At 58.8% G+C, this 19,879-nt stretch carries 19 protein-coding genes; 4 read left to right on the plus strand and 15 right to left on the minus strand.

Features of this window, described 5'->3' with window-relative positions:
* The first annotated feature begins 31 nt into the window (after positions 1 to 31).
* Entirely contained in the window at positions 32 to 721 is a 690-nt protein-coding gene (locus EAH74_RS22070) for an energy-coupling factor ABC transporter permease (protein ID WP_140681077.1), read from the plus strand.
* Positions 722 to 784: 63 nt separating this feature from the next.
* Positions 785 to 1,000 carry a hypothetical protein gene (locus EAH74_RS22075; protein WP_140681079.1) on the plus strand — a complete coding sequence of 72 codons (216 nt, stop codon included), beginning with the start codon at positions 785 to 787 and terminating at the stop codon, positions 998 to 1,000.
* Positions 1,001 to 1,003: 3 nt separating this feature from the next.
* Here the strand turns inward: EAH74_RS22075 and yacG are convergent, their stop codons facing one another.
* Genes yacG through pilB form a run of 5 tightly spaced genes read right to left on the minus strand, consistent with a single transcriptional unit; the run spans position 1,004 to position 5,615 of the window.
* Entirely contained in the window at positions 1,004 to 1,204 is a 201-nt protein-coding gene (gene yacG, locus EAH74_RS22080; protein ID WP_140681081.1) for a DNA gyrase inhibitor YacG, read from the minus strand.
* Positions 1,201 to 1,824: a dephospho-CoA kinase gene (coaE, locus tag EAH74_RS22085; protein ID WP_123367804.1), complete on the minus strand. Its 624-nt coding sequence runs from the start codon at positions 1,822 to 1,824 to the stop codon at positions 1,201 to 1,203. Before coaE ends, yacG begins: the two co-directional genes overlap by 4 nt.
* Positions 1,821 to 2,693 carry a prepilin peptidase gene (locus tag EAH74_RS22090; protein ID WP_140681083.1) on the minus strand — a complete coding sequence of 291 codons (873 nt, stop codon included), beginning with the start codon at positions 2,691 to 2,693 and terminating at the stop codon, positions 1,821 to 1,823. Before EAH74_RS22090 ends, coaE begins: the two co-directional genes overlap by 4 nt.
* A 1-nt stretch (position 2,694) precedes the next feature.
* Positions 2,695 to 3,912 (minus strand): type II secretion system F family protein, encoded by a 1,218-nt coding sequence (locus tag EAH74_RS22095; protein ID WP_140681085.1) that lies wholly within the window; start codon positions 3,910 to 3,912, stop codon positions 2,695 to 2,697.
* A 2-nt stretch (positions 3,913 to 3,914) separates the two neighbouring features.
* Positions 3,915 to 5,615: a type IV-A pilus assembly ATPase PilB gene (gene pilB, locus EAH74_RS22100; RefSeq protein WP_140681087.1), complete on the minus strand. Its 1,701-nt coding sequence runs from the start codon at positions 5,613 to 5,615 to the stop codon at positions 3,915 to 3,917.
* 225 nt (positions 5,616 to 5,840) lie between these two features.
* Here pilB and EAH74_RS22105 point away from each other — a divergent pair, with 225 nt between their 5' ends.
* On the plus strand, positions 5,841 to 6,272 hold the full coding sequence (locus tag EAH74_RS22105) for a pilin (RefSeq protein ID WP_140681089.1): 432 nt from the start codon (positions 5,841 to 5,843) through the stop codon (positions 6,270 to 6,272).
* A 310-nt stretch (positions 6,273 to 6,582) separates the two neighbouring features.
* Positions 6,583 to 6,936, plus strand: a complete 354-nt coding sequence (locus EAH74_RS22110) for a BON domain-containing protein (RefSeq protein WP_140681091.1) — start codon at positions 6,583 to 6,585, stop codon at positions 6,934 to 6,936.
* 235 nt (positions 6,937 to 7,171) lie between these two features.
* Here the strand turns inward: EAH74_RS22110 and EAH74_RS22115 are convergent, their stop codons facing one another.
* From EAH74_RS22115 to folK, 10 genes are all read right to left on the minus strand, one after another.
* A complete protein-coding gene (locus EAH74_RS22115) occupies positions 7,172 to 7,468 on the minus strand; it encodes a DUF2845 domain-containing protein (RefSeq protein WP_140681093.1) in 297 nt (98 codons plus the stop codon).
* Positions 7,468 to 10,407: a DUF748 domain-containing protein gene (locus EAH74_RS22120; protein WP_140681095.1), complete on the minus strand. Its 2,940-nt coding sequence runs from the start codon at positions 10,405 to 10,407 to the stop codon at positions 7,468 to 7,470. Before EAH74_RS22120 ends, EAH74_RS22115 begins: the two co-directional genes overlap by 1 nt.
* Before the next feature lie 105 nt (positions 10,408 to 10,512).
* Positions 10,513 to 11,529, minus strand: coding sequence for a class I SAM-dependent rRNA methyltransferase (locus EAH74_RS22125; protein WP_140681097.1), 1,017 nt, complete (start codon positions 11,527 to 11,529; stop codon positions 10,513 to 10,515).
* Between the two features lie 177 nt (positions 11,530 to 11,706).
* Positions 11,707 to 12,579 (minus strand): oxygenase MpaB family protein, encoded by an 873-nt coding sequence (locus EAH74_RS22130; protein WP_140681099.1) that lies wholly within the window; start codon positions 12,577 to 12,579, stop codon positions 11,707 to 11,709.
* Positions 12,580 to 12,729: 150 nt separating this feature from the next.
* Positions 12,730 to 14,667 (minus strand): acetate--CoA ligase, encoded by a 1,938-nt coding sequence (gene acs / locus EAH74_RS22135; protein WP_140681101.1) that lies wholly within the window; start codon positions 14,665 to 14,667, stop codon positions 12,730 to 12,732.
* Positions 14,668 to 14,893: 226 nt separating this feature from the next.
* The gene (gene pgi / locus EAH74_RS22140; RefSeq protein ID WP_140681103.1) at positions 14,894 to 16,558 is read right to left on the minus strand and encodes a glucose-6-phosphate isomerase; all 1,665 of its coding nucleotides are present in this window, start codon (positions 16,556 to 16,558) and stop codon (positions 14,894 to 14,896) included.
* A gap of 229 nt (positions 16,559 to 16,787) precedes the next feature.
* Complete coding sequence (gene panD, locus EAH74_RS22145; RefSeq protein ID WP_003228271.1) at positions 16,788 to 17,168, minus strand: aspartate 1-decarboxylase; 381 nt, start codon at positions 17,166 to 17,168, stop codon at positions 16,788 to 16,790.
* Positions 17,169 to 17,367: 199 nt separating this feature from the next.
* Positions 17,368 to 18,228 (minus strand): pantoate--beta-alanine ligase, encoded by an 861-nt coding sequence (gene panC / locus EAH74_RS22150; protein WP_140681105.1) that lies wholly within the window; start codon positions 18,226 to 18,228, stop codon positions 17,368 to 17,370.
* A complete protein-coding gene (panB, locus tag EAH74_RS22155; RefSeq protein WP_140681107.1) occupies positions 18,225 to 19,025 on the minus strand; it encodes a 3-methyl-2-oxobutanoate hydroxymethyltransferase in 801 nt (266 codons plus the stop codon). The genes panC and panB overlap by 4 nt, the downstream gene beginning before the upstream one ends.
* 367 nt (positions 19,026 to 19,392) lie before the next feature.
* The gene (gene folK / locus EAH74_RS22160) at positions 19,393 to 19,878 is read right to left on the minus strand and encodes a 2-amino-4-hydroxy-6-hydroxymethyldihydropteridine diphosphokinase (RefSeq protein ID WP_140681109.1); all 486 of its coding nucleotides are present in this window, start codon (positions 19,876 to 19,878) and stop codon (positions 19,393 to 19,395) included.
* Between the last annotated feature and the right edge of the window lies 1 nt (position 19,879).

The raw sequence follows: 19,879 nt of genomic DNA on the forward strand, positions 1-19,879 counted from the left end.
CTTTCGGCAAGACAAGGGAGTGTGCCCAGCCATGATCGGCGCCGAGTTGCTGTCACCTGAAACCCTCACGGCGGGGTGGTTGATCTATGTGCCGGTGCTGATCTGGGCCGTTGCGCGAGCACCGTGGGTCGAACTGTTCACCGACAGCCGTCGTCAGCATTTACTGTTTGGCACGGTGTTCGCGCTGTTCATGTTGTGGCTGGTGCGACGAGATTTCGATACTGGCGTGTCTTATCACTTCATCGGCATGACGGCGGTGACCTTGCTGCTCGATTGGCCGCTGGCGATTATCGGCGGATTGGTGGCGCAAGCGGGATTGGTGCTGCTCGGGCGGCAGGATCTGGCGGCGATGGGGGTCAACGGCGCGCTGCTGATTCTGCTGCCGGTGCTGGTCACCGAATGCTGCGCCATCCTGGTGGAGCGAAAGCAGCCGCGTAATCCCTTTGTGTATATCTTCGTTTCCGGTTTCTTTGCTGCGGCGCTGTCGGCATTGCTGTGCCTGGTGTTGGCACTGTGGCTGCTGTGGTTCAACGAACGTTTTGCCATGCCCTATTGGCTGGAAGATTTTGTCGGTTATTTGTGGCTGCTGATTTTTCCGGAAGCGTTCATCAACGGCATGGTGGTCAGTGCGCTGGTGGTGTTTTGCCCCGAGTGGCTGGAGACGTTCAATCGCACGCGCTACCTTTCAGCGCCCTGGAAAGACGACGATCCCAAATCTTGATCCACATCAAAGGCAAAAATCACTCACGAATCCATGCTTTGGAAAACCTTCAGGAGCATCGAAATGAGTGTCTACGAATGGGCAAGGCAGGAGTTGCGTCAAAGTCTGGATGTGGCGCAGGAAGTGGGTTTTGATCCGGGGTTGAGCCTGCGTGCCTTGCTCAGTGCAGTGGTGCAACAGAGCAAGGCAGTGCGCAGCGCCGAAGACCTGGCCGATGAGTTGCGTTTTCTTGCGGAAAACCTCGATGACAGCCAGGACTACGGTTTTATGCGGCCTTGAAGATCAGTGACGCGGCTCGAAGTCTTCGCTGAACAGGTCGTCTTCGGCATCCGGACTGACCGGAATCTTGTGTTCTTCCGACGCCCAGGCGCCCAGGTCAATCAGCTTGCAACGGTCCGAACAGAATGGCCGGAATTTGTTTTCTGGGCTCCATTCAACAGGGGCGCCGCAGGTTGGGCAATCGACGGTTGGGGTTTGGCTCATGACTGGCCTCCACGCAAAGTAAGGTAAAAGTGATGCAGGCGTTCGACCTCGCTGTGCAGCCAGGCGAGGTCGCGGTCGTTGACCACCACATCGTCGGCATGGCTCACGCGGTCCTGTCGGCTGGACTGGGCCTTGAGGATCGCCTGGACCTGTTGCTCGCTGGTCTGGTCACGCTGCAGGGTGCGCTCGATCTGTAGTTGTTCCGGGGCATCGATCACCAGAACCCGTTGGGTCATGGCGTACTGCCCGGACTCGATCAGCAGCGGTGAAACCAGAATCGCGTAAGGCGATTGTGCCTTGGCCAGATGATCGGCGATCTCCTTGGCGATCAGCGGATGCAACAACGCTTCGAGCCAGCGGCGTTCGTCTGGCACTTCGAAGATCAGTTTGCGCAACGCCGCGCGATCCAGCTGCCCGTCGGCTTGCAATACGCCGGGACCGAAGTGTTCGGCGATCTTTGCCAGCGCCGGGCGCCCCGGCTCAACCACCCAACGCGCCGCGTGATCGGCGTCCACAACGTGTACGCCCAGGTCGATGAAGTGCTGGGCAGCCGCGCTTTTGCCGCTGCCGATGCCGCCGGTCAGGCCGAGAATCCAGGGTTTTTCCACAGGGGTATTCATTTCAAACCGACAAACTGCCAATAGAAGTCGGTTATTTGACCACCCCAGAGCAAGGCAATCCAGCCGGCAATTGCCAGAAAGGGTCCGAAGGGGATCGGCGTGGAGGTTTTCGCGTTGCGCAAACGCAGCAAAATCACGCCGACAACGGCGCCCACCATCGACGATAACAAGAGGGTCAGTGGCAAGATCTGCCAGCCCCCCCAGGCGCCGAACATCGCTAACAACTTGAAATCACCGTGGCCCATGCCGTCCTTGCCGGTAATCAGCTTGAATAGCCAGAACACTGACCACAGCGCCATATAGCCGGCCACCGCGCCCCACAACGCTTCATGCAAGGACACGAAAAGTCCGAAGCTGTTGATGATCAGGCCCAGCCATATCAGCGGCAGCACCAGCACATCCGGCAGCAGTTGGTGCTCGGCGTCGATCAGGCTCATCGTCAGCAACCCCCAGCTCAGGAGCAGCGCCATGCAGGCCTGCCAGCCGAAACCGAAATGCCAGGCGATGAATGCCGAGAGCAGACCGCAGGCCAGTTCGGTCAGCGGGTAGCGTTTGCTGATGGCTGCCGTGCAGTTCGAGCATCGACCCCGTAAGAACAGATAGCTGAGCACCGGAATATTTTCCCAGGCGCGGATTCGATGGCAGCAATGTGGGCACTGGGAATGGGGCAGCATCAGGTTGAAGGTCGGCAGCGGTGTTTCGCCTGGCAAGCCCAACACTTCACGAGCCTCCTCACGCCATTCGTGGTCCAGCATTTTTGGCAGGCGCCAGACCACCACGTTGAGAAAGCTGCCAATCAACAGACCGACCAACATGGCTGCGATCACGAAGGCTAAAGGATAGAGGTTCAGAATGTCGTTCAAGGGCATGTCAGATCGCTGAGCCGAGTTGGAAGATGGGCAGGTACATCGCAACCACAAGGCCACCGACGATAACACCCAGCACCACCATGATGAACGGCTCCATCAGGCTGGTGAGGTTATCGACCATGTTGTCCACTTCGTCCTCATAGAAGCTCGCGACCTTGTCGAGCATATCGTCCAGCGCGCCAGACTCTTCGCCAATCGCGGTCATCTGGATCGCCATATTCGGAAAGATACCGGAGGTGCGCATGGAAAAATTCAGCTGCATACCGGTCGCCACGTCCTGCTTGATGCGCAGCACCGCGCGTTTGAACACGATGTTGCCGGTAGCGCCGGCCACCGAATCCAGGGCTTCCACCAGTGGCACACCCGCCGCAAAGGTAGTCGACAGCGTGCGGGCGTAACGGGCCACGGCGGACTTGTACATCAATGTGCCAATCAGCGGCAGTTTCAGCAGCCAGGTGTCCATTCGGTCCCGAAAGCCTTGCGACGTTTTAAACGCGTGGCGCACGCCGAAGATGGCCGCGATCAGCACGCCGAGCATCGCCCACCACCAGTCCTGCATGAATTCCGACAGGCCGATGACCATCACCGTGAAGGCTGGCAATTCGGCGCCAAACCCTTTGAATACCGATTCGAACTGCGGCACCACTTTGACCAGCAGAATCCCGGTCACAATGATCGCGACGAACACCACCGCCAGCGGGTAAGTCATGGCTTTCTTGATCTTGGCCTTCAGGCTTTCGCTCTTTTCCTTATAGGTCGCCACTCTCTCCAGCAGGGTATCGAGGGCACCGGCCTGCTCGCCGGCATCGACCAGGTTGCAGTAGAGCTCATCGAAATACTGAGGCTTTTTGCGCAGGGAGGCGGCGAAGCTATTACCCGCTGCGACTTCCTGTTTCACCTCGTCAATCAGTGTGCGCATGGCCGGGTTATCAAAGCCTTCACCGATGATGTCGAAGGACTGCAACAGCGGTACGCCGGCCTTCATCATGGTCGCCATCTGCCGGGTGAACAGGGCAATGTCCTGGGCCTTGATGCGCTTGCCCAGGTTGAAAATCGAGGCGGACTTCTTGCGTACCTTGCCGGGGTTGATGCCCTGTTTGCGCAACTGGGCCTTGATCAACGCCGGATTCTGACCGCTCAACTCGCCCGTCATCCTGGTGCCTTTGCGGTCTGTGCCTTCCCAGGCGTAGACGCTGATTTTTGCTGCTTTGACCGCCATATTCAGTCCTTGGTGACCCGGTTGATTTCTTCAAGGCTGGTGATGCCTTGCATGGCCTTGAGCAGGCCTGACGTGCGCAGGTCGTTGAAGCCGTCTTTACGCATCTGACTGTCGATTTCCAGTGAATTGCCTTCGGCCATGATCAGCCGTTGCAGGTTCTGTGTGTTCTTCACCACTTCATAAATCCCGACTCGCCCTTTGTAACCGCCGTTGCACTGATCGCAACCGACAGGCTCATAGATCGTGAATGAGCCGATGCGTTCCTCGGGGAAACCTTCCTTGAGCAGTGCATCCCGGGGAATCTCGATGGGTTTCTTGCAATGGCTGCACAGCTTGCGCGCCAGGCGCTGGGCAATGATCAGGCTGATCGAGGTGGCAATGTTGAAACCCGGAATGCCCATGTTGTGCAGGCGCGTCAGGGTTTCGGCGGCGCTGTTGGTGTGCAGGGTCGACAGCACCAGGTGACCGGTCTGGGCGGCCTTGATGGCGATTTCGGCGGTTTCGAGGTCGCGGATCTCGCCGACCATGATCACGTCCGGGTCCTGTCGCAGAAATGAGCGCAGCGCCTGGGCGAAGTCCATTCCCTGTTTGGGATTGACGTTGACCTGGTTGATACCTTCCATGTTGATCTCCACCGGGTCTTCAGCGGTGGAGATGTTGATGTCTACGGTGTTCAGTATGTTCAGCCCGGTGTAGAGCGACACGGTCTTGCCCGAGCCGGTGGGCCCGGTCACCAGAATCATCCCCTGTGGCTGCTTGAGGGCGGCCATGTACAGTTCTTTCTGGTCGGGCTCATAGCCGAGGGCGTCGATGCCCATTTGAGCGCTGGACGGGTCGAGGATCCGGATCACCACTTTCTCGCCCCATAGGGTCGGCAGGGTATTGACCCGGAAGTCGATGGACTTGCTCTTGGACAGGCGCATCTTGATCCGCCCGTCCTGGGGCCGGCGCCGTTCGGAGATGTCGAGGCTGGCCATGACTTTCAGGCGCGAGGCGATGCGGTTGGCCAGTTGAATCGGCGGCTTGGCGACTTCACGCAGCATGCCGTCGGTGCGCATCCGCACTCGGTAGGTTTTTTCGTAGGGTTCGAAATGCAGGTCGGAAGAGCCGCTTTTGATCGCGTCCAGCAACATCTTGTGCACGAAGCGCACCACAGGCGCGTCATCGGCATCCTGTCCGGCGATAGTGTCGTGTTTGTTGTCATCGATCGACTCGATGTCCACACCATCGAGGTCAACGTCGGCCATGTCTTCCAGGCCGGTGCCTTGGGTATCGAAGAATTTTTCGATGGCGTCGCTGAGCTTGTCGTCCTCCACCAGGATGGCTTCGGTATTCAGCCCGGTGCTGAACTGGATGTCATTGATGGCTTGCTGATTGCTCGGGTCGGAAACGCCCACGAACAACTTGTTGCCGCGCCGCCAGAGGGGCAGGGCGTGGTACTGGCGAATCAGCTTCTCGCTGACCAGACCCTTGGGTTGGGTTTCCTTGTCCAGACAGCTGAGGTCGAGCAAGGCCATGCCGAAATGTTCCGAAGCGATCTCGGCGACCTGGCGACTCTTCACCAGTTTGTTCTGCACCAGATAACTGACCAGGGAGATTTGGTTGCGTTGGGCTTGCTGATACGCCTGTTGCGCGCTTTTGTCAGTGAGCAGTTCGGCCAGGACCAATTGCTTGGCCAGACCGCTAAGGGCGATGTCATTCATTGGGATACCGGACGCAGACAGTTCATGACTTATAGCCTAGTCAAGGGAAGGAACCAAACCAGCGGTGTTGAGGTGACAAAAAGTGTCAGATAGTGCGGATTCTGGGGGTAGGAAAAGGTTTTTTGTCGATTGCACGCCCCGCCAACACGGGGCGAAGGGTTTGGCATGGGCTGTGCTGCGGCTAGTTCAGATCATGAGATTTCGACTCATGCATGGAGCTTGTCTATGAATACTCAGAAAGGTTTTACGCTTATCGAGCTGCTGATCGTGGTGGCGATCATCGGGATTCTGGCGACGTTTGCGTTGCCGCAATATTCCAAGTACCAGGCCCGAGCCAAAGTTACGGCCGGCCTGGCTGAGATCAGCGCGTTGAAAGTGCCTTTCGAAGACACCATCAACCAAGGCACCGACCCTACATTGCTATTGGTTGCAGGTAACGCGACGGCGACGACTTCCAATTGCACGCTGGCTGCTTCAGGGACAGCGTCAACAGGTGCAGGCACGATCACTTGTACGCTGGTTAATGCGCCAGGACCGGTGTTGGGCAAAACCATCACACTGACTCGCTCATCAGGGAACACGGCGGGCACCTGGACATGTGCCAGCACTGTTAACGCTGACTTTGCACCAAAAGGCTGTCCCGGCAGCGGCGCGTAATTTGGCTGCTTGATCTGATGCCTCGTCTGTTTGACGGGGCATTTTTTTGTTCGCAGTTTGGGAAAAATCGAGTAATTGAGAAAACTTCCAACAATTCATGGCCTTAGGCCTGCGGTAAAACCCGCAACTTGCATGTCGATAATTTGGAAGTCATGCATTTTGCATGATTCCGAAAATCAGGTGTTTTTGTAAGCTATTGATTTATATGTATTTATTGGCTGTCTCAAAGTTGGCACAACGTTCGCAATATCTCCAGTAACCCTGCTGACAAGACACGCAGCAGACTTTATGAAAAACAGGAGTTACTCGTATGAAGAAGTTCGCTATCGCTGCCGCTACTGCTACCGCGCTGACCCTGACCCTGGCCAACGCTGCATTTGCACAGACCACCACCACCCAAGCCCCGATGACTCTGGCGGCGGGTGAAATGACTAAGGCTAAAGAATCCACTTCCGATACCTGGATCACTACCAAAGTCAAAGCAGATCTAGTGACTGAAAAAGGCATTCCAGGCACCGACATCAAAGTCGAAACCAACAAAGGCGTAGTGTCCCTGTCGTCCACCGTTGCAGTGACTGACGCTCAGAAAACCACCGCCGTGGCGATCGCCAAGAAAATCAAAGGCGTCAAAGCGGTTTCCGCTGACGGCCTGAAAGCCGAGTAAGGCAAGACTTCTCGCCTGGACTGGGAGAAGGCGCGACAGACGGGCCGAGCAATACGTCTGCCGCTTCTGGAGAGTTCATGCGAAGGCCATAAGGATGTGGCCATTACAGGCCCCGGGCATTCGTGTCAGGGGCCTGTTCTATTTGGCAAACGCAAAAGATCGCAGCCTCCGGCAGCTCCTACAGGGTGTTCACATTCCACTGTAGGAGCTGCCGGAGGCTGCGATCTTTTGATTTTCAGTTGCCGCGCTTGCTGGTGATCTGCTTCAAACGATTACCTTCAAAACGCAGGTACTGATACATCCCGCCGTTGGGTCCATAGGTCCATTCCTCGACTTGAAACTCTTCCCGGCGGTTAGCGCTGCGCTTGTAGCCCAACAGATCACGGCTGACCGGTTCACCGCATTTCTGCAGCACTTCGCTGGACCTGTCCCCGACACTGACCAATTGACTGCCGCAGCGCAGGGTATCGGCTGCCGAGGCCTGACAGGCGGCCATCGCCAGAGCCAGGCTCATCAGCCATTTCGCGCGCATCACTCGGCGTCCAGATGCAGCGGCGTAACCACTCGACCGTCACTTTCCGCTTCGCCGAGGTTGGCGTCGACGAAGTACACGCGGTCATCGGCCAACTGGCCCTTGTCGACCAGATAGTCCTTGATGCTGCTGGCGCGCTCCTGACCCAGCTGGCGTAAGAGAACGTCGCTGGAACTCCAGAACTTGATCACGCCTTCGCGCATTTTTGCCGTGCGTTCTTCGTTGCCCAGATCCTTCCACTCGGCGGGCGGCTGCGTCTTCAGGCGCGTGCGGTAGATCCCTTCCAGCAGCGAACCTTTCTCGTTATCCGGTACTTCCAGCAATGAAGCCTGAGCCGGCACCTTGTCACCGCGACGCTGGAGCATTTTGTAGTAGTTGTACTGGTATTCCCGTTCCAGACGTTGCTCGGCAATCAGCGGGCCATCGCTGCTTGCAGCAGCCGTGCCTTCGATTTCCAGGCGCAAGGCCGGACGTTCCTTGAGGGCCTGGGACAGTTTGACCAGTGAACCCTCGGCCTCCTTGCTCAGGTCGCTTGAACCCGGTGCAAACGACACAGTGCCTAAATCTTCGGAACCACCGCCACTGACCAGCCCGCCAATCATTTTGAACGGTGCCGCGGCAGCTTTGACGATCAGGTTGCGCAAGGTCTGCCAGACAATCGGCATGATGCTGAACTGCGGATTGTTCAGGTCGCCGGTCACCGGCAGCTCGATGGAAATCTTGCCGTCGACGTCCTTGAGCAGCGCGATGGCCAGTTTCAACGGCAGGCTCACGGCATCCGGACTGTCGACTTTCTCACCCAGTTGCAGCTGCTCGACCACCACTTTGTTTTCGGCCTTGAGCTGGCCCTTGGTGATCAGGTAATGCAGGTCGAGATTGAGCCGGCCCTTGCGGATGCGGTAACCGGCGAACTTGCCGGAGTAGGGCGTGAGCGTGGTCAGTTCAACACGTTTGAAACTGGTGGCGATGTCGAGGCTGGCCATCGGGTCGAACGGGTTGACCGAGCCCTTGATGGTAACTGGCGCATAGCGGTCGACTTTGCCTTTGATATCGACGCTGGCCGGTTTCGCCTGACGACTGTCGATGGTGCCAATTTGCCCATTGAGCTGTTGAATGGCCGTGGCGAAATTCGGGGTCAGGCTGAAGTCGGCGAAGTTGGCCGAGCCGTCGTTGATGGCAATGCCACCAATGTGGATGCCCAGCGGTTTTTCCTTGCCGGCAGGTTTGGCTTCAGCCGTTTTGGCGCCGGAGTCGGGCGGTTGCGGAATTAGCAGATCATCGATGTTAGTGGTGCGGTCATCGTTGATCATGAAGCGCGCATAAGGCTGGAACAGGTTGACCTTGTCGATCGACAGGCTGTCGCCGTGCTGATAATTCAGGCCTTCAAGCACCAATTGTTGCCACTTGAGGAAGTCGCGGGTTTTGAGGGTGTCGAGGGTATGCAGTTGATCGACCTGAGCACGGCCGGTGACGTTGAACGCCAGCGGCTCGGTGCTTTTCAGATCGACCGCCAGATCACTGCCGAGCATGCCACTGCGCAGTTCCAGGCGAATGAACGGGTTGATATAGGACTGGGCGACGCGCAGGTCGATGTCCTTGGTTTGCACTTTTAACTTGGCACTGATTGGGGCGAGATTGACCACGCCGTCTGCCGTGAGCTTGCCTTGCTTGCCCACGCCCGTATCGAGCTTGAGGTTAAAAGGCGAGCCGTTGAGGCTGTCGAAATTCTGCAGGTCCAGGTTCAGCGGGCCGATGTCCAGCGCCACGGCGGGTTGCGCCTTGCGGTCAGCCAGATGCACCTGGTAATCGCGCAGTTGCACGTCTTTGAGCAGCACCTGCCATGGCTTGCTCGGTGGCGCCGGGTCGGGTTTCGGTGAATCGGCGGCGGCCGGGGTGCTGGCCGGTTCGGCCTTGGCTTTGACGGTTGCTTTGGACGGTTGGCTGGCAAACAGTTTCTGCCAATCGAGTTGCCCGTCGGCTTCGAGGGCGGCCCAGGTTTCCAGTTTCTGGCTGCGGATCTTGCCGACCACCACTTGCTGCTTGGCCAGATCCACCGTGGTTTCGCTGATGTCCAGGCGTGCGAGCTTCGCCAGTGGTCGACCATCCGGGGCCTTGATGGCGAAGGGGGCGACGCTGACGGCGACGTTACTCATCAGCAGTTCGGTTTCCTTGCTCAGGTTGAGCTTGTAATCGGTGCTGAGGTTGAGGACGCCGTCTTCGAGATCCAGTGGCACAGCGTCACGCACATAGGGCCAAAAGGCTTTCATCTTGCCGTCGGTAATCTTCAACTTACCTTCGGAGGCAATCGGAATCAGGCTGAAGTTGCCGGTCCAGTCGATCTGGCCACCCGCCGGGCCGACAGCCACCAAGGTCATGTCGGCACTGTCTTCGGGTAGGGTGCTGAGGTTTTTCAGCTCGAAATCGAGTTTGTCGTAGAGGAATTCGATCGGCTCGCTGGGCCGTGCGTCCTGGAAGTGCACATAGCCGCCGGCCAGTTTGATCCGCTCGATGCGCAACGGGAACGGTTTGGCGTTCGGGTCGGCCGGGGTCGGTTCACTGACGGGGATTTTGAACAGGCCAAGCAGATTGAGCTTGCCGTCCTTGCCGAAGAGGATTTCGGTCTTGGGTTTGTCGATTTCGATATCGGACAGGTGCAGCGCCTTGGTCCAGAGGCTGTCGATCTGCAAATTGGCGTACAGGCGCTCGAAGCCGACCTGTTCCTTGCCCGGCTCGCCGATGATCAGGCCCCAAAGGGTGACTTCAAGGCTGAACGGGTTGAGTTCGATCCGCTGGATCGTCGCGGGCGTCGTCGCGTAACTGGCTAATTGTTGGTTGGCCACCCGTAACGCGATGCCCGGCAAAACAAGAAAACCCAGCAGGCTGTAGAGGGCTAGAGCGGTCAACAGAGCGCCAATAGCGCGAATCAATCCTTTGGGCATGTGCGGCTTCATCTGTCTGAATCGGAGTGCGTTGGAGTATGGCACGCGTTTCCGGTTCCGAAGTGATCATGCTTTATAGGATTTATCTGATTTTTCGGAAGAATCTCAGAGCTGCAGAATCAGCGTTTTCAGCGGCGGCTGCTCATCCATTGACGGAAAATCGCCGCCCGGTTTCATCACTGTCCACTCGCGCACCGGCCGGCCGGCTTTCTCTGCACAACGCAAAACTTGCTCGCGCCAGTCGTCCATGCTGACTTTTGCCAGGTTGTTGCAGCAGATCAGCACGCCATTGTCGGCGGTGGTCAGCAGTGCCGGCTTCAACAGGCTCTGATAGTCACGCAGCAGGTCGACGGTGCCAAAAGCGCTCTTGGCCCAGGCTGGCGGGTCCAGCAGCACCAGGTCGTACTGACGCTGTTCCAGACGTTGATAGCTCGGCAGTTTTTGCCCGCGGCGCTGGCTGATCGGCAAGCCCGCCAGTTGGCGGATGGCCGGGAAATAGTCGGACTGGATGAAGTCCATGGTCGGCAACTGCGGATTGAGCAGGCCGTTCTCACGGCCGACAGCCAGGTTGCCCTCAGCGAAATCGAGGTTGCAGACTTCGCTCGCGCCACCGGCCGCAGCACTCAGGCCGACGCCACAGGTGTAGGCGAACAGGTTCAGCACACTTTTGTTTTTGCTGTGCTGCTTGACCCAGCCGCGCGTGTTGCGCAGGTCGAGGAACAGCAGCGGGTCCTGGCCGGCGTGGCGGCCGCGAACCCGGTAATTCAAGCCCCATTCGTGACCGACCAAGTCTTGCAGGGCGGCTTCGTCGGCGCGATAGACAGTGTCTTCACGGTCGATGCGTGAGTTGCCCCGGGAGCGATCGTTGTAGACCAGCAGCGTTTCGAGGCCCAGGTGCTGATTGATGGTGTCGTGCAGTTGCAGCAGCGCATCTCGTTCCAGCGACTGGTGAAAGCTTTGCACCAGCAATTGAGGACCGTAGCGATCGATCGTCAGGCCGCCGGCGCTTTCCTGGCTGCCATGGAACAGGCGATAGCAATCGGTGCCTTGCTGATGCAGCTCGGCCAGCAGGTCCTGACGACGATCGAGGGCGGCGCGCAGCGCCTGATTCAAGGAAGACATGCTGGGCGCCTTGCAGGAGGGAATTTGGCGCGGGAGTTTAACAGCTTGGCGCCAAACCGAGGTGCTGCCTTCGCGAGCAGGCTCGCTCCCACATTAGATTTGTGTCGAACTCAAAATGTGCAATCACCGAAAATCCCCTGTGGGAGCGAGCCTGCTCGCGAAGCTTTTAAGCGGTTTTCAGGTCAGCAAACCCATCCGCCGTTTGGCCCGGTGCACCGAGCCGTTACGCACCGCCCAGCGCAGCATTGGCACGCTGCGATTAACGCTGGCACGGATCAGCTTGCGTTGCAGCGGGCTCTGGCTGACGCCCAGCATGTCACTGGCCCAGTCCGGTAGCAGGTCGATCCCGGCCTTCATCATCAAACCGCCGAAAGGTCTGGCCAAGCGGCTGGGGGATGGGGCGTTCAACAACAGCCGTAACACCTCGCGACTGCGCTCGTCGCACAGCAGTTGTGGGCGAACTCGTTCAAGATAATCGGCGATCTCTTGCCGGGAGCGGGGCACATCACGGGCGCCGAGGCGTTCGGCGACCAGGGCGATCTCGCCGTAGTAACGGTCCTGATCAGCCAGGGACAGGTTCGGATTGCGGTAACGCAGATGGGCCGCGAGGAAGTTGCTGACTTCGGCCACGTGCACCCAGGTCAACAGATCGGGATCGCTGGCGGCGTAAGGCCGGCCATCTGGTGCCGTGCCGGTCACTTGCAGGTGGATGGTGCGGACTTTCTCGATCAGCCAGTCGGCGTCCTTTCGCGAACCGAACGTGGTGCCGGAAATGAACTGCCCGGTGCGGCGGAGTCTGCCGATCATGTCCTCGCGGAAATTCGAATGGTCCCAGACCCCGGCCAGGGCCAGTGGATGCAGGGCTTGCAGCATCAGGGCGCTGATGCCGCCGATCAGCATGCTGCTGAAGTCGCCATGCACTTGCCAGCTCACCGAGTCGGGGCCGAACAGGCCGGGATCACCCTTGGGGTTTTCCAGGTCGAGTTTGCCCAGAGACAGACCGGTCAGGCTCATGATCTGGGTTTCGATGCGGGTTCGAATGAATTCCATGGCGGCTCAGTGGCGAAAAAAAGGCGGACTTGGAATACCCCTGTAGGAGCTGCCGAAGGCTGCGATCTTTTGATTTTTTGATCTTGAAAACGAAGATCAAAAGATCGCAGCCTTCGGCAGCTCCTACGCTAGGCGTTCCAGGTCCGAGTGTTATTGGTTCAGGCGTTTATCGACCAACTCCTGGACCACGCTCGGGTCAGCCAGGGTCGAGGTGTCACCCAGGCTGTCCAGTTCATTGCAGGCGATCTTGCGCAGAATGCGCCGCATGATCTTGCCCGAACGGGTTTTCGGCAAGGCCGGCGCCCACTGGATCAGGTCCGGTTTGGCGAAGCTGCCGATTTCCTCGCTGACGTGAGCCAGCAGTTCTTTCTTCAGTTCGTCACTGGGCTCGGTGCCGTTCATGGGGGTGACGAAGGCATAGATGCCCTGACCCTTGACGTCATGCGGGTAACCAACCACCGCCGCTTCGGCGATGCTGTCGTGCAGCACGAGCGCGCTTTCCACTTCCGCGGTGCCGATGCGGTGCCCGGAGACGTTGATCACGTCGTCGATGCGCCCAGTGATCCAGTAATCACCATCCTCATCGCGCCGGGCACCGTCGCCAGTGAAGTAGTAACCGGGGTAGGGCTTGAAGTAAGTGTCGACCATTCGTTGCGGGTCGCCGTAGACGCTGCGGATCTGCGCCGGCCAGCTGGATTTGATCGCCAGCACGCCGCTGCCGGCGCCTTTGATTTCCTTGCCCACTTCATCGAGCAGCACCGGTTGCACGCCGAACATCGGTTGCGTGGCGCAGCCGGGTTTGATCCGTTGAGCGCTGACCAGAGGGCTGAGCATGATGCCGCCGGTTTCGGTCTGCCACCAGGTATCGACGATCGGACAACGCTGTTCGCCGACGGCATTGAAGTACCACTCCCATGCTTCCGGGTTGATGGGCTCACCGACAGTGCCGAGTAATCTGAGGCTCGCGCGGGAAGTTTCCTTCAACGGTTCGGGGCCTTCACGCATCAGGGAGCGCAGGGCGGTCGGGGCGGTATAGAAAATATTCACATGGTGCTTGTCGATCACCTGCCAGAAGCGCGAGCTGCTCGGGTAGCTCGGCACGCCCTCGAAGATCAGCGTGGTCGCGCCGTTGGCCAGCGGGCCGTAGACGATGTAGCTGTGGCCGGTGACCCAGCCGACATCGGCGGTGCACCAGAAGACTTCGCCGTCGCGGTAGTCGAGCACGTATTTGAAGGTCATCGCCGCTTGCAGCAGATAGCCGCCGGTGGTGTGCAGCACGCCTTTGGGTTTGCCGGTGCTGCCAGAGGTGTAGAGGATAAACAGCGGGTCTTCGGCGTCCATCGGTTCAGGCGGGCAATCGTCGCTGACGTCACGCAGCGCCTGGTGATACCAGATGTCCCGGCCCTCGACCCAGTCCACTTCGCCCTGAGTGCGCTCGACCACGATGACGGTGCTGACGTTCGGGCAACTTTGCAACGCCTTGTCGACCTTCTGCTTGAGCGGCACGACTTTACCGCCGCGCACGCCTTCATCGGCGGTGATCACGGTGCGGCAGTCGGCATCGAGAATCCGGTCACGCACAGAGTCCGGAGAGAAACCACCGAAGACCACCGAATGCACTGCCCCAATGCGCGAGCAGGCGAGCATGGCGTAGGCGGCTTCGGGGATCATCGGCATGTAGATGCACACGCGGTCGCCTTTCTTCACGCCACGGCTTTTGAGTACGTTGGCCAGGCGACAGACGTTGTGATGAAGTTTTTTGTAGCTGATCTGCGCGGATTCGGCAGGTTCGTCGCCTTCCCAGATGATCGCGATTTGATCGCCGCGCTTTTCCAGGTGGCGGTCGATGCAGTTGTAACTGACGTTCAACTTGCCGCCGGCGAACCAGCTCGCCTCGCCGGTTTTCAGGTTATAGCGCTGGACGGTATCCCACGGCTTACTCCAGTCGAGAAAGCGTGTGGCCTGTTCAGCCCAGAATTCACTGGGGTGTTCGATGGATTGGCGATAGAGGCGCTTATAGTCGTCTTGACTCAGATTTGCAGCCCGGCGGACGGCATCGGCTTTGGGGAACGTGCTGATATCGAACATGACGGTTCCTTATTCTTGTTTTGCGACAAGAGGGGAGCTGCGCGACCCTCGTAGGAGCTGCCGAAGGCTGCGATCTTTTGATCTTGCTTTTTAGAAGATCAAAAGATCGCAGCCTTCGGCAGCTCCTACAGTGATAGCGCACGCCACCGATTTTGCAGTAAACCCGGTGCCGTGGAGCTGTCGATGCTACAAGTTAAAGGGGCGGGTAAACCGCCCCTTCAGCCTATCACCCGCGGTGACGACCGCGGAAGTAGTTGATCAAGCCTTGGGTCGAGGCATCGTCAGCCGGGGTTTCTTCGCTGCCGACCAGGCGGTTGTAGACGCCTTTACCCAGCTCTTTACCCAGCTCCACGCCCCATTGGTCGAAGGCGTTGATGCCCCAGATCACGCTTTGCACGAAGACTTTGTGTTCGTACATCGCCACCAATGCGCCGAGACGACGCGGGCTGATGCGCTCGACTACCAACGTATTGCTCGGACGGTTGCCCGGGATCACCTTGTGCGGTGCGATTTTGTGCACCTCTTCTTCGCTCATGCCTTTGTCGCGCAACTCGGCTTCGGCCTCGGCAAGGGTCTTGCCCAGCATCAGCGCCTGGCTTTGCGACAGGCAGTTGGCGTACAGCCACTGGTGGTGGTCGGACACCGGGTTGAAGCTGACGATTGGCACGATGAAGTCGGCCGGGATCAGTTGGGTGCCCTGGTGCAGCAACTGGTGGTAAGCGTGTTGACCGTTGCAACCGACGCCGCCCCAGATCACCGGACCGGTGTCGGTGGAGACCGGAGTGCCGTCCTGGCGCACGCTCTTGCCGTTGGATTCCATGTCCAGCTGTTGCAAATGCTTGGTGATGTTCCGCAGGTAGTGGTCGTACGGCAGGATCGCGTGGCTTTGCGCGCCCCAGAAATTCCCGTACCACACACCGAGCAGCGCCAGCAGCACCGGCATGTTCTGTTCGAAAGGCGCGCTCTGGAAATGCTGGTCCATGGTGTAGGCACCGGACAGCAGTTCCTTGAAGTTCGACATGCCGATGGCCAGGGCAATCGGCAAACCGATGGCCGACCACAGCGAGTAACGGCCGCCAACCCAGTCCCACATCGGGAAGATGTTTTCTTCGCGGATCCCGAAGGCCACCGCCGCTGCATTGTTGCTGGAGACGGCGATGAAGTGACGGTACAGCTCGGCTTCCGAACCACCCTGAGCCAGGTACCAGGCACGTGCGGCCTGGGCATTCTTCAGGGTTTCGAGGGTGTTGAAGGATTTCGACGAAACGATGAACAGCGTGGTTTCGGCACGCAGCTTCATGGTCAGTTCGTGGAACTCGCTGCCGTCGATGTTCGCCAGGTAATGGCAGCGCACGCCTTTCTGGGCGTAGGACAGCAGCGCTTCGGAGACCAGTTCCGGGCCGAGGAACGAGCCACCGATGCCGATATTCACCACGTCAGTGATCGGCTTCTCGGAGTAGCCGCGCCACAAACCGTCATGGATACGGCCCACGAGGTCGGTGATCTGGTTCAGGACCTTGTGCACTTCCGGCATCACGTTGACGCCGTTGACCTTCAGCTTATCGCCGACCGGACGGCGCAGGGCTGTGTGCAGGGCGGGGCGGCCTTCGGAGGAGTTGACGATTTCGCCTTCGAACAGCGCTTTGATTGCGCCCTGGAGGTCGACTTCGTTGGCCAGGCCGACCAGCAGGTCGCGGGTCTGGGCGTTGATCAGGTTTTTCGAATAATCGAGAAACAGGCCGCAGCTGCTGAGGGTGAATTGGGTAAAGCGCTGCGGATCGGCATTAAAGGCTTCGCGCATGCTGAAATCTTGCATGGCTTGGCGGTGGTCATTCAACGCTTGCCAGGCGGGCAGAGCGGTAACGTCTTGAGGGGTGCGGTAATACGCCATCGCTGCGGGTTTCCTTTTTACTTGAACGGCCTTTTGAACACTGAAAATACCGGAGCGCTGTGGGTGGGCGTCCGGTCAACTGCGTCGACACGATTTCATGACACAGGGCGAATACAGTAAACCTCGCGCTGCGATCTGTCTTGACTTTGTCTGACCCGTTCCCGGTACTTTTTTATACATCAAGCAGGGAACGGTCCGACAAACGGAAGGGGAAGGGGCTAAGACTGGATCAGGCGACCTGAACCGGAATGGCATTGCTGGTATGGCTCAGTTCATTACCCGGCGCCATGTAGAGCATGCGTGGCTTGAAGTTGAGCAGCTCGGCTTCGCTGTAGTGAGCGTATGCGCAGATAATCACGCGATCACCCACCTTGGCCTTGTGTGCGGCGGCACCGTTGACCGAGATCATGCGCGAGCCTTCTTCACCACGAATCGCGTAGGTGGTGAAGCGTTCACCATTGTCGACGTTGTAGATCTGGATCTGTTCGTACTCACGGATGCCGGACAGGTCCAGCCATTCGCCGTCGATGGCGCAAGAACCCTCGTAATCGAGTACAGCGTGGGTGACTTCGGCGCGATGGAGCTTGGCTTTGAGCATGATGGCGTGCATGAGTGTTTCCCCTGGTCGGAATCGAACGGCGGGCATTGTGCCCAAGGGCTTGAGGGTCAGCAATACGGCGTGTGAAGTCACCGCCGACCCAATGTGGGAGCGAGCCTGCTCGCGATGGGGCCGTCAGATTCAACATCAATGTTGGCTGACAGTCCGCCATCGCGAGCAAGCTCGCTCCCACAGGGGAATTGCGGTGCTTTTAGGCAGTAGCGTCGAGGTTCAGGTGCAGGTTATCGATCAACCGCGTAGTGCCCAGGAACGCTGCCACCAGAATCACCAGGTCCCGATCTTCCGCCGTTGCCGGGCGCAAGGTCTGGGCATGACGAATTTCCAGATAGTCTGGACGCAAACCCGCTGCTTCAAGCTGCTTGATCTGCGCGCCAATCAACGTCGGGAAATCCCGTTCGCCCTGTTTGATCGTGTCGGCAATCTGGCTCAAGCCGCGATACACAACCGGCGCAATGGCCCGCTGTTCTTCGCTGAGGAAACCATTGCGCGACGACAGCGCCAGGCCATCGGCTGCACGTACCGTCGGTTCACCGATAATCTGGATCGGCATGTTCAGGTCGTGCACCAGGGCGCGGATCACCGCCAATTGCTGGAAGTCTTTCTGGCCGAAGATCGCCAGGTCCGGCTGAACCATGTTGAACAGCTTGGTGACTACCGTCGCCACACCTTCGAAATGCCCGGGACGGCTGGCGCCGCAGAGGCCTTCGGAGAGTTGGGGGACGCTGACGCGGGTCTGGCCAACCATGCCGTCGGGATACATTTCTTCAACGGTTGGCGCGAACAGCAACTGGCAACCGGCCTGGAGCAGTTTCTCCTGATCGGCTGCGAGGGTGCGCGGGTACTTGTCGAGGTCTTCGCCGGCGCCGAACTGCAATGGGTTGACGAAAATGCTCGCGACCACGAAGTCCACCCGTTGAGTGGCTTTGGTCACCAGTGCCACATGACCGCTGTGCAGGTTGCCCATGGTCGGCACGAAGCCGATGCGCTTGCCTTCACTGCGGGCACGGGCCACGGCGGCCCGCAATTCGCGTACGGTTTTTACGGTGTTCATGCAGAGAATCCGTGTTCGATACCAGGGAAAGTCGCCGCTTTGACTTCAGTGACGTACGCACCAAGCGCCGCTTGAATGTTTTGTTGCCCGGCCATGAAATTCTTCACGAACTTCGGCACACGGCCAGTGATCGAAAGGCCGAGCATGTCGTGCAGAACCAGCACCTGGCCGTCGGTGGCACTGCCGGCGCCGATACCGATTACCGGAATACCCACAGCCTGGGTGATTTCCTGGGCCAGTTCACTCGGTACGCACTCGAGTAACAGCATGGCTGCACCAGCCTGTTCCAGGGCGATGGCATCGGCGCGCATCTGGCGTGCCTGGTTCTCGCTACGGCCCTGGACTTTGTAACCGCCCAGAATATTCACCGATTGTGGCGTCAGCCCCATGTGGGCGCACACCGGGATGCCGCGTTCGGCCAGCAGACGGATCGAGTCCGCCAGCCACAGCGCACCTTCAACCTTGACCATGTGCGCACCCGCCTGCATCAACAGAGCACTGTTGGTCATGGTTTGTTCGATGGTGGCGTAGGCCATGAAGGGCAGGTCGGCGAGGATCAACGCATCGGTGTTACCGCGTTTGACGGATGCCACGTGGTAAGCCATTTCAGCGGTGGTGACCGGCAGGGTGCTGTCGTGACCTTGCAAAACCATGCCAAGGGAGTCGCCCACCAGCAGCACTTCGACACCCGCCTCATTGCAGGCGTGGGCGAAGGTCGCGTCATAGCAGGTCAGCATGGTGATCTTTTCACCTTTTTGCTTGAGACCTTGCAGAGTGGTCAGGGTGATGGCTGGCATGAAAAGTTCCTCATTCAGGCGCTGTGGAAACTACTGCGAGTAACGCGCGTGATTCTTCGTTAAATACAGGCGCACGGTCTGTTGTCGTGCTTTTAAGGCCTGGATTGCGCCCTTCAACGCCGTGTTGGCGGCAGCGGGACGCCTATAGTCGTGAGGAGAACTCGGGAAGTCAATTGCGTGTGTTACCGCATTGTTACGCGTGGGGTGTTACCGGGGTAACTGATGCGATTCAGCAACTACCGATCTCATGTTCGACACAAAACCAATGTGGGAGCGAGCCTGCTCGCGATAGCGGTGGATCAGCCAGCATCAATGTTGAATGACAGGCCGCTATCGCGAGCAGGCTCGCTCCCGCAGGGGATTTTTGTCAATTTTGGAGGAGACGTTCCAGCCCGACGAACGGGCAGGCAGCGAGCAAATCACTCAGGCTGCGACCATCAGCCAGACGCAAATCCGCAGGCGCCAGTTCGGCCAGTGGATAGAGAACGAAAGCCCGTTCCTGCATATGGTAGTGGGGCACCTTGAGGCGCGGCTCGTCGATCAGCCGATCGCCAAACAGCACGATATCGAGGTCAAGCGTGCGTGGACCCCAGCGCTCAAGACGTTCGCGGCCCTGTTCGTTCTCGATGGCTTGCAGCGCATCGAGCAGGTCCAACGGTGGGAGCGTGCTGTCGAGGGCGGCGACCGCATTGGTGTATCGCGGTTGACCGGGCAGCAGCGAGTCGCTCTGATAAAACGCGGAAACCCCGATCAGTTCGGTCTGCGGCAACTGCGCCAGCGCCTCGACGGCGCTGCGCAATTGTTCGGCGGGGTCAGCCAGATTGCTGCCCATGCCGATGTAGATGCGTTCCATG

The organism is Pseudomonas mandelii, from assembly GCF_006438925.1.
In the GTDB taxonomy this organism is placed as follows: Bacteria; Pseudomonadota; Gammaproteobacteria; order Pseudomonadales; family Pseudomonadaceae; genus Aquipseudomonas; species Aquipseudomonas mandelii_C.

What these genes read in the sequence shown, in the direction of transcription:
- EAH74_RS22075 (WP_140681079.1), top strand. Translation starts at nt 785, where the DNA reads ATGAGTGTCTACGAATGGGCAAGGCAGGAGTTGCGTCAAAGTCTGGAT.
- panD (WP_003228271.1), bottom strand. Translation starts at nt 17,168, where the DNA reads ATGCACGCCATCATGCTCAAAGCCAAGCTCCATCGCGCCGAAGTCACC.
- panB (WP_140681107.1), bottom strand. Translation starts at nt 19,025, where the DNA reads ATGCCAGCCATCACCCTGACCACTCTGCAAGGTCTCAAGCAAAAAGGT.
- panC (WP_140681105.1), bottom strand. Translation starts at nt 18,228, where the DNA reads ATGAACACCGTAAAAACCGTACGCGAATTGCGGGCCGCCGTGGCCCGT.
- EAH74_RS22120 (WP_140681095.1), bottom strand. Translation starts at nt 10,407, where the DNA reads ATGCCCAAAGGATTGATTCGCGCTATTGGCGCTCTGTTGACCGCTCTA.
- folK (WP_140681109.1), bottom strand. Translation starts at nt 19,878, where the DNA reads ATGGAACGCATCTACATCGGCATGGGCAGCAATCTGGCTGACCCCGCC.
- pilB (WP_140681087.1), bottom strand. Translation starts at nt 5,615, where the DNA reads ATGAATGACATCGCCCTTAGCGGTCTGGCCAAGCAATTGGTCCTGGCC.
- yacG (WP_140681081.1), bottom strand. Translation starts at nt 1,204, where the DNA reads ATGAGCCAAACCCCAACCGTCGATTGCCCAACCTGCGGCGCCCCTGTT.
- EAH74_RS22110 (WP_140681091.1), top strand. Translation starts at nt 6,583, where the DNA reads ATGAAGAAGTTCGCTATCGCTGCCGCTACTGCTACCGCGCTGACCCTG.
- EAH74_RS22130 (WP_140681099.1), bottom strand. Translation starts at nt 12,579, where the DNA reads ATGGAATTCATTCGAACCCGCATCGAAACCCAGATCATGAGCCTGACC.
- EAH74_RS22095 (WP_140681085.1), bottom strand. Translation starts at nt 3,912, where the DNA reads ATGGCGGTCAAAGCAGCAAAAATCAGCGTCTACGCCTGGGAAGGCACA.
- EAH74_RS22070 (WP_140681077.1), top strand. Translation starts at nt 32, where the DNA reads ATGATCGGCGCCGAGTTGCTGTCACCTGAAACCCTCACGGCGGGGTGG.
- EAH74_RS22090 (WP_140681083.1), bottom strand. Translation starts at nt 2,693, where the DNA reads ATGCCCTTGAACGACATTCTGAACCTCTATCCTTTAGCCTTCGTGATC.
- pgi (WP_140681103.1), bottom strand. Translation starts at nt 16,558, where the DNA reads ATGGCGTATTACCGCACCCCTCAAGACGTTACCGCTCTGCCCGCCTGG.
- EAH74_RS22105 (WP_140681089.1), top strand. Translation starts at nt 5,841, where the DNA reads ATGAATACTCAGAAAGGTTTTACGCTTATCGAGCTGCTGATCGTGGTG.
- EAH74_RS22115 (WP_140681093.1), bottom strand. Translation starts at nt 7,468, where the DNA reads ATGCGCGCGAAATGGCTGATGAGCCTGGCTCTGGCGATGGCCGCCTGT.
- coaE (WP_123367804.1), bottom strand. Translation starts at nt 1,824, where the DNA reads ATGAATACCCCTGTGGAAAAACCCTGGATTCTCGGCCTGACCGGCGGC.
- EAH74_RS22125 (WP_140681097.1), bottom strand. Translation starts at nt 11,529, where the DNA reads ATGTCTTCCTTGAATCAGGCGCTGCGCGCCGCCCTCGATCGTCGTCAG.
- acs (WP_140681101.1), bottom strand. Translation starts at nt 14,667, where the DNA reads ATGTTCGATATCAGCACGTTCCCCAAAGCCGATGCCGTCCGCCGGGCT.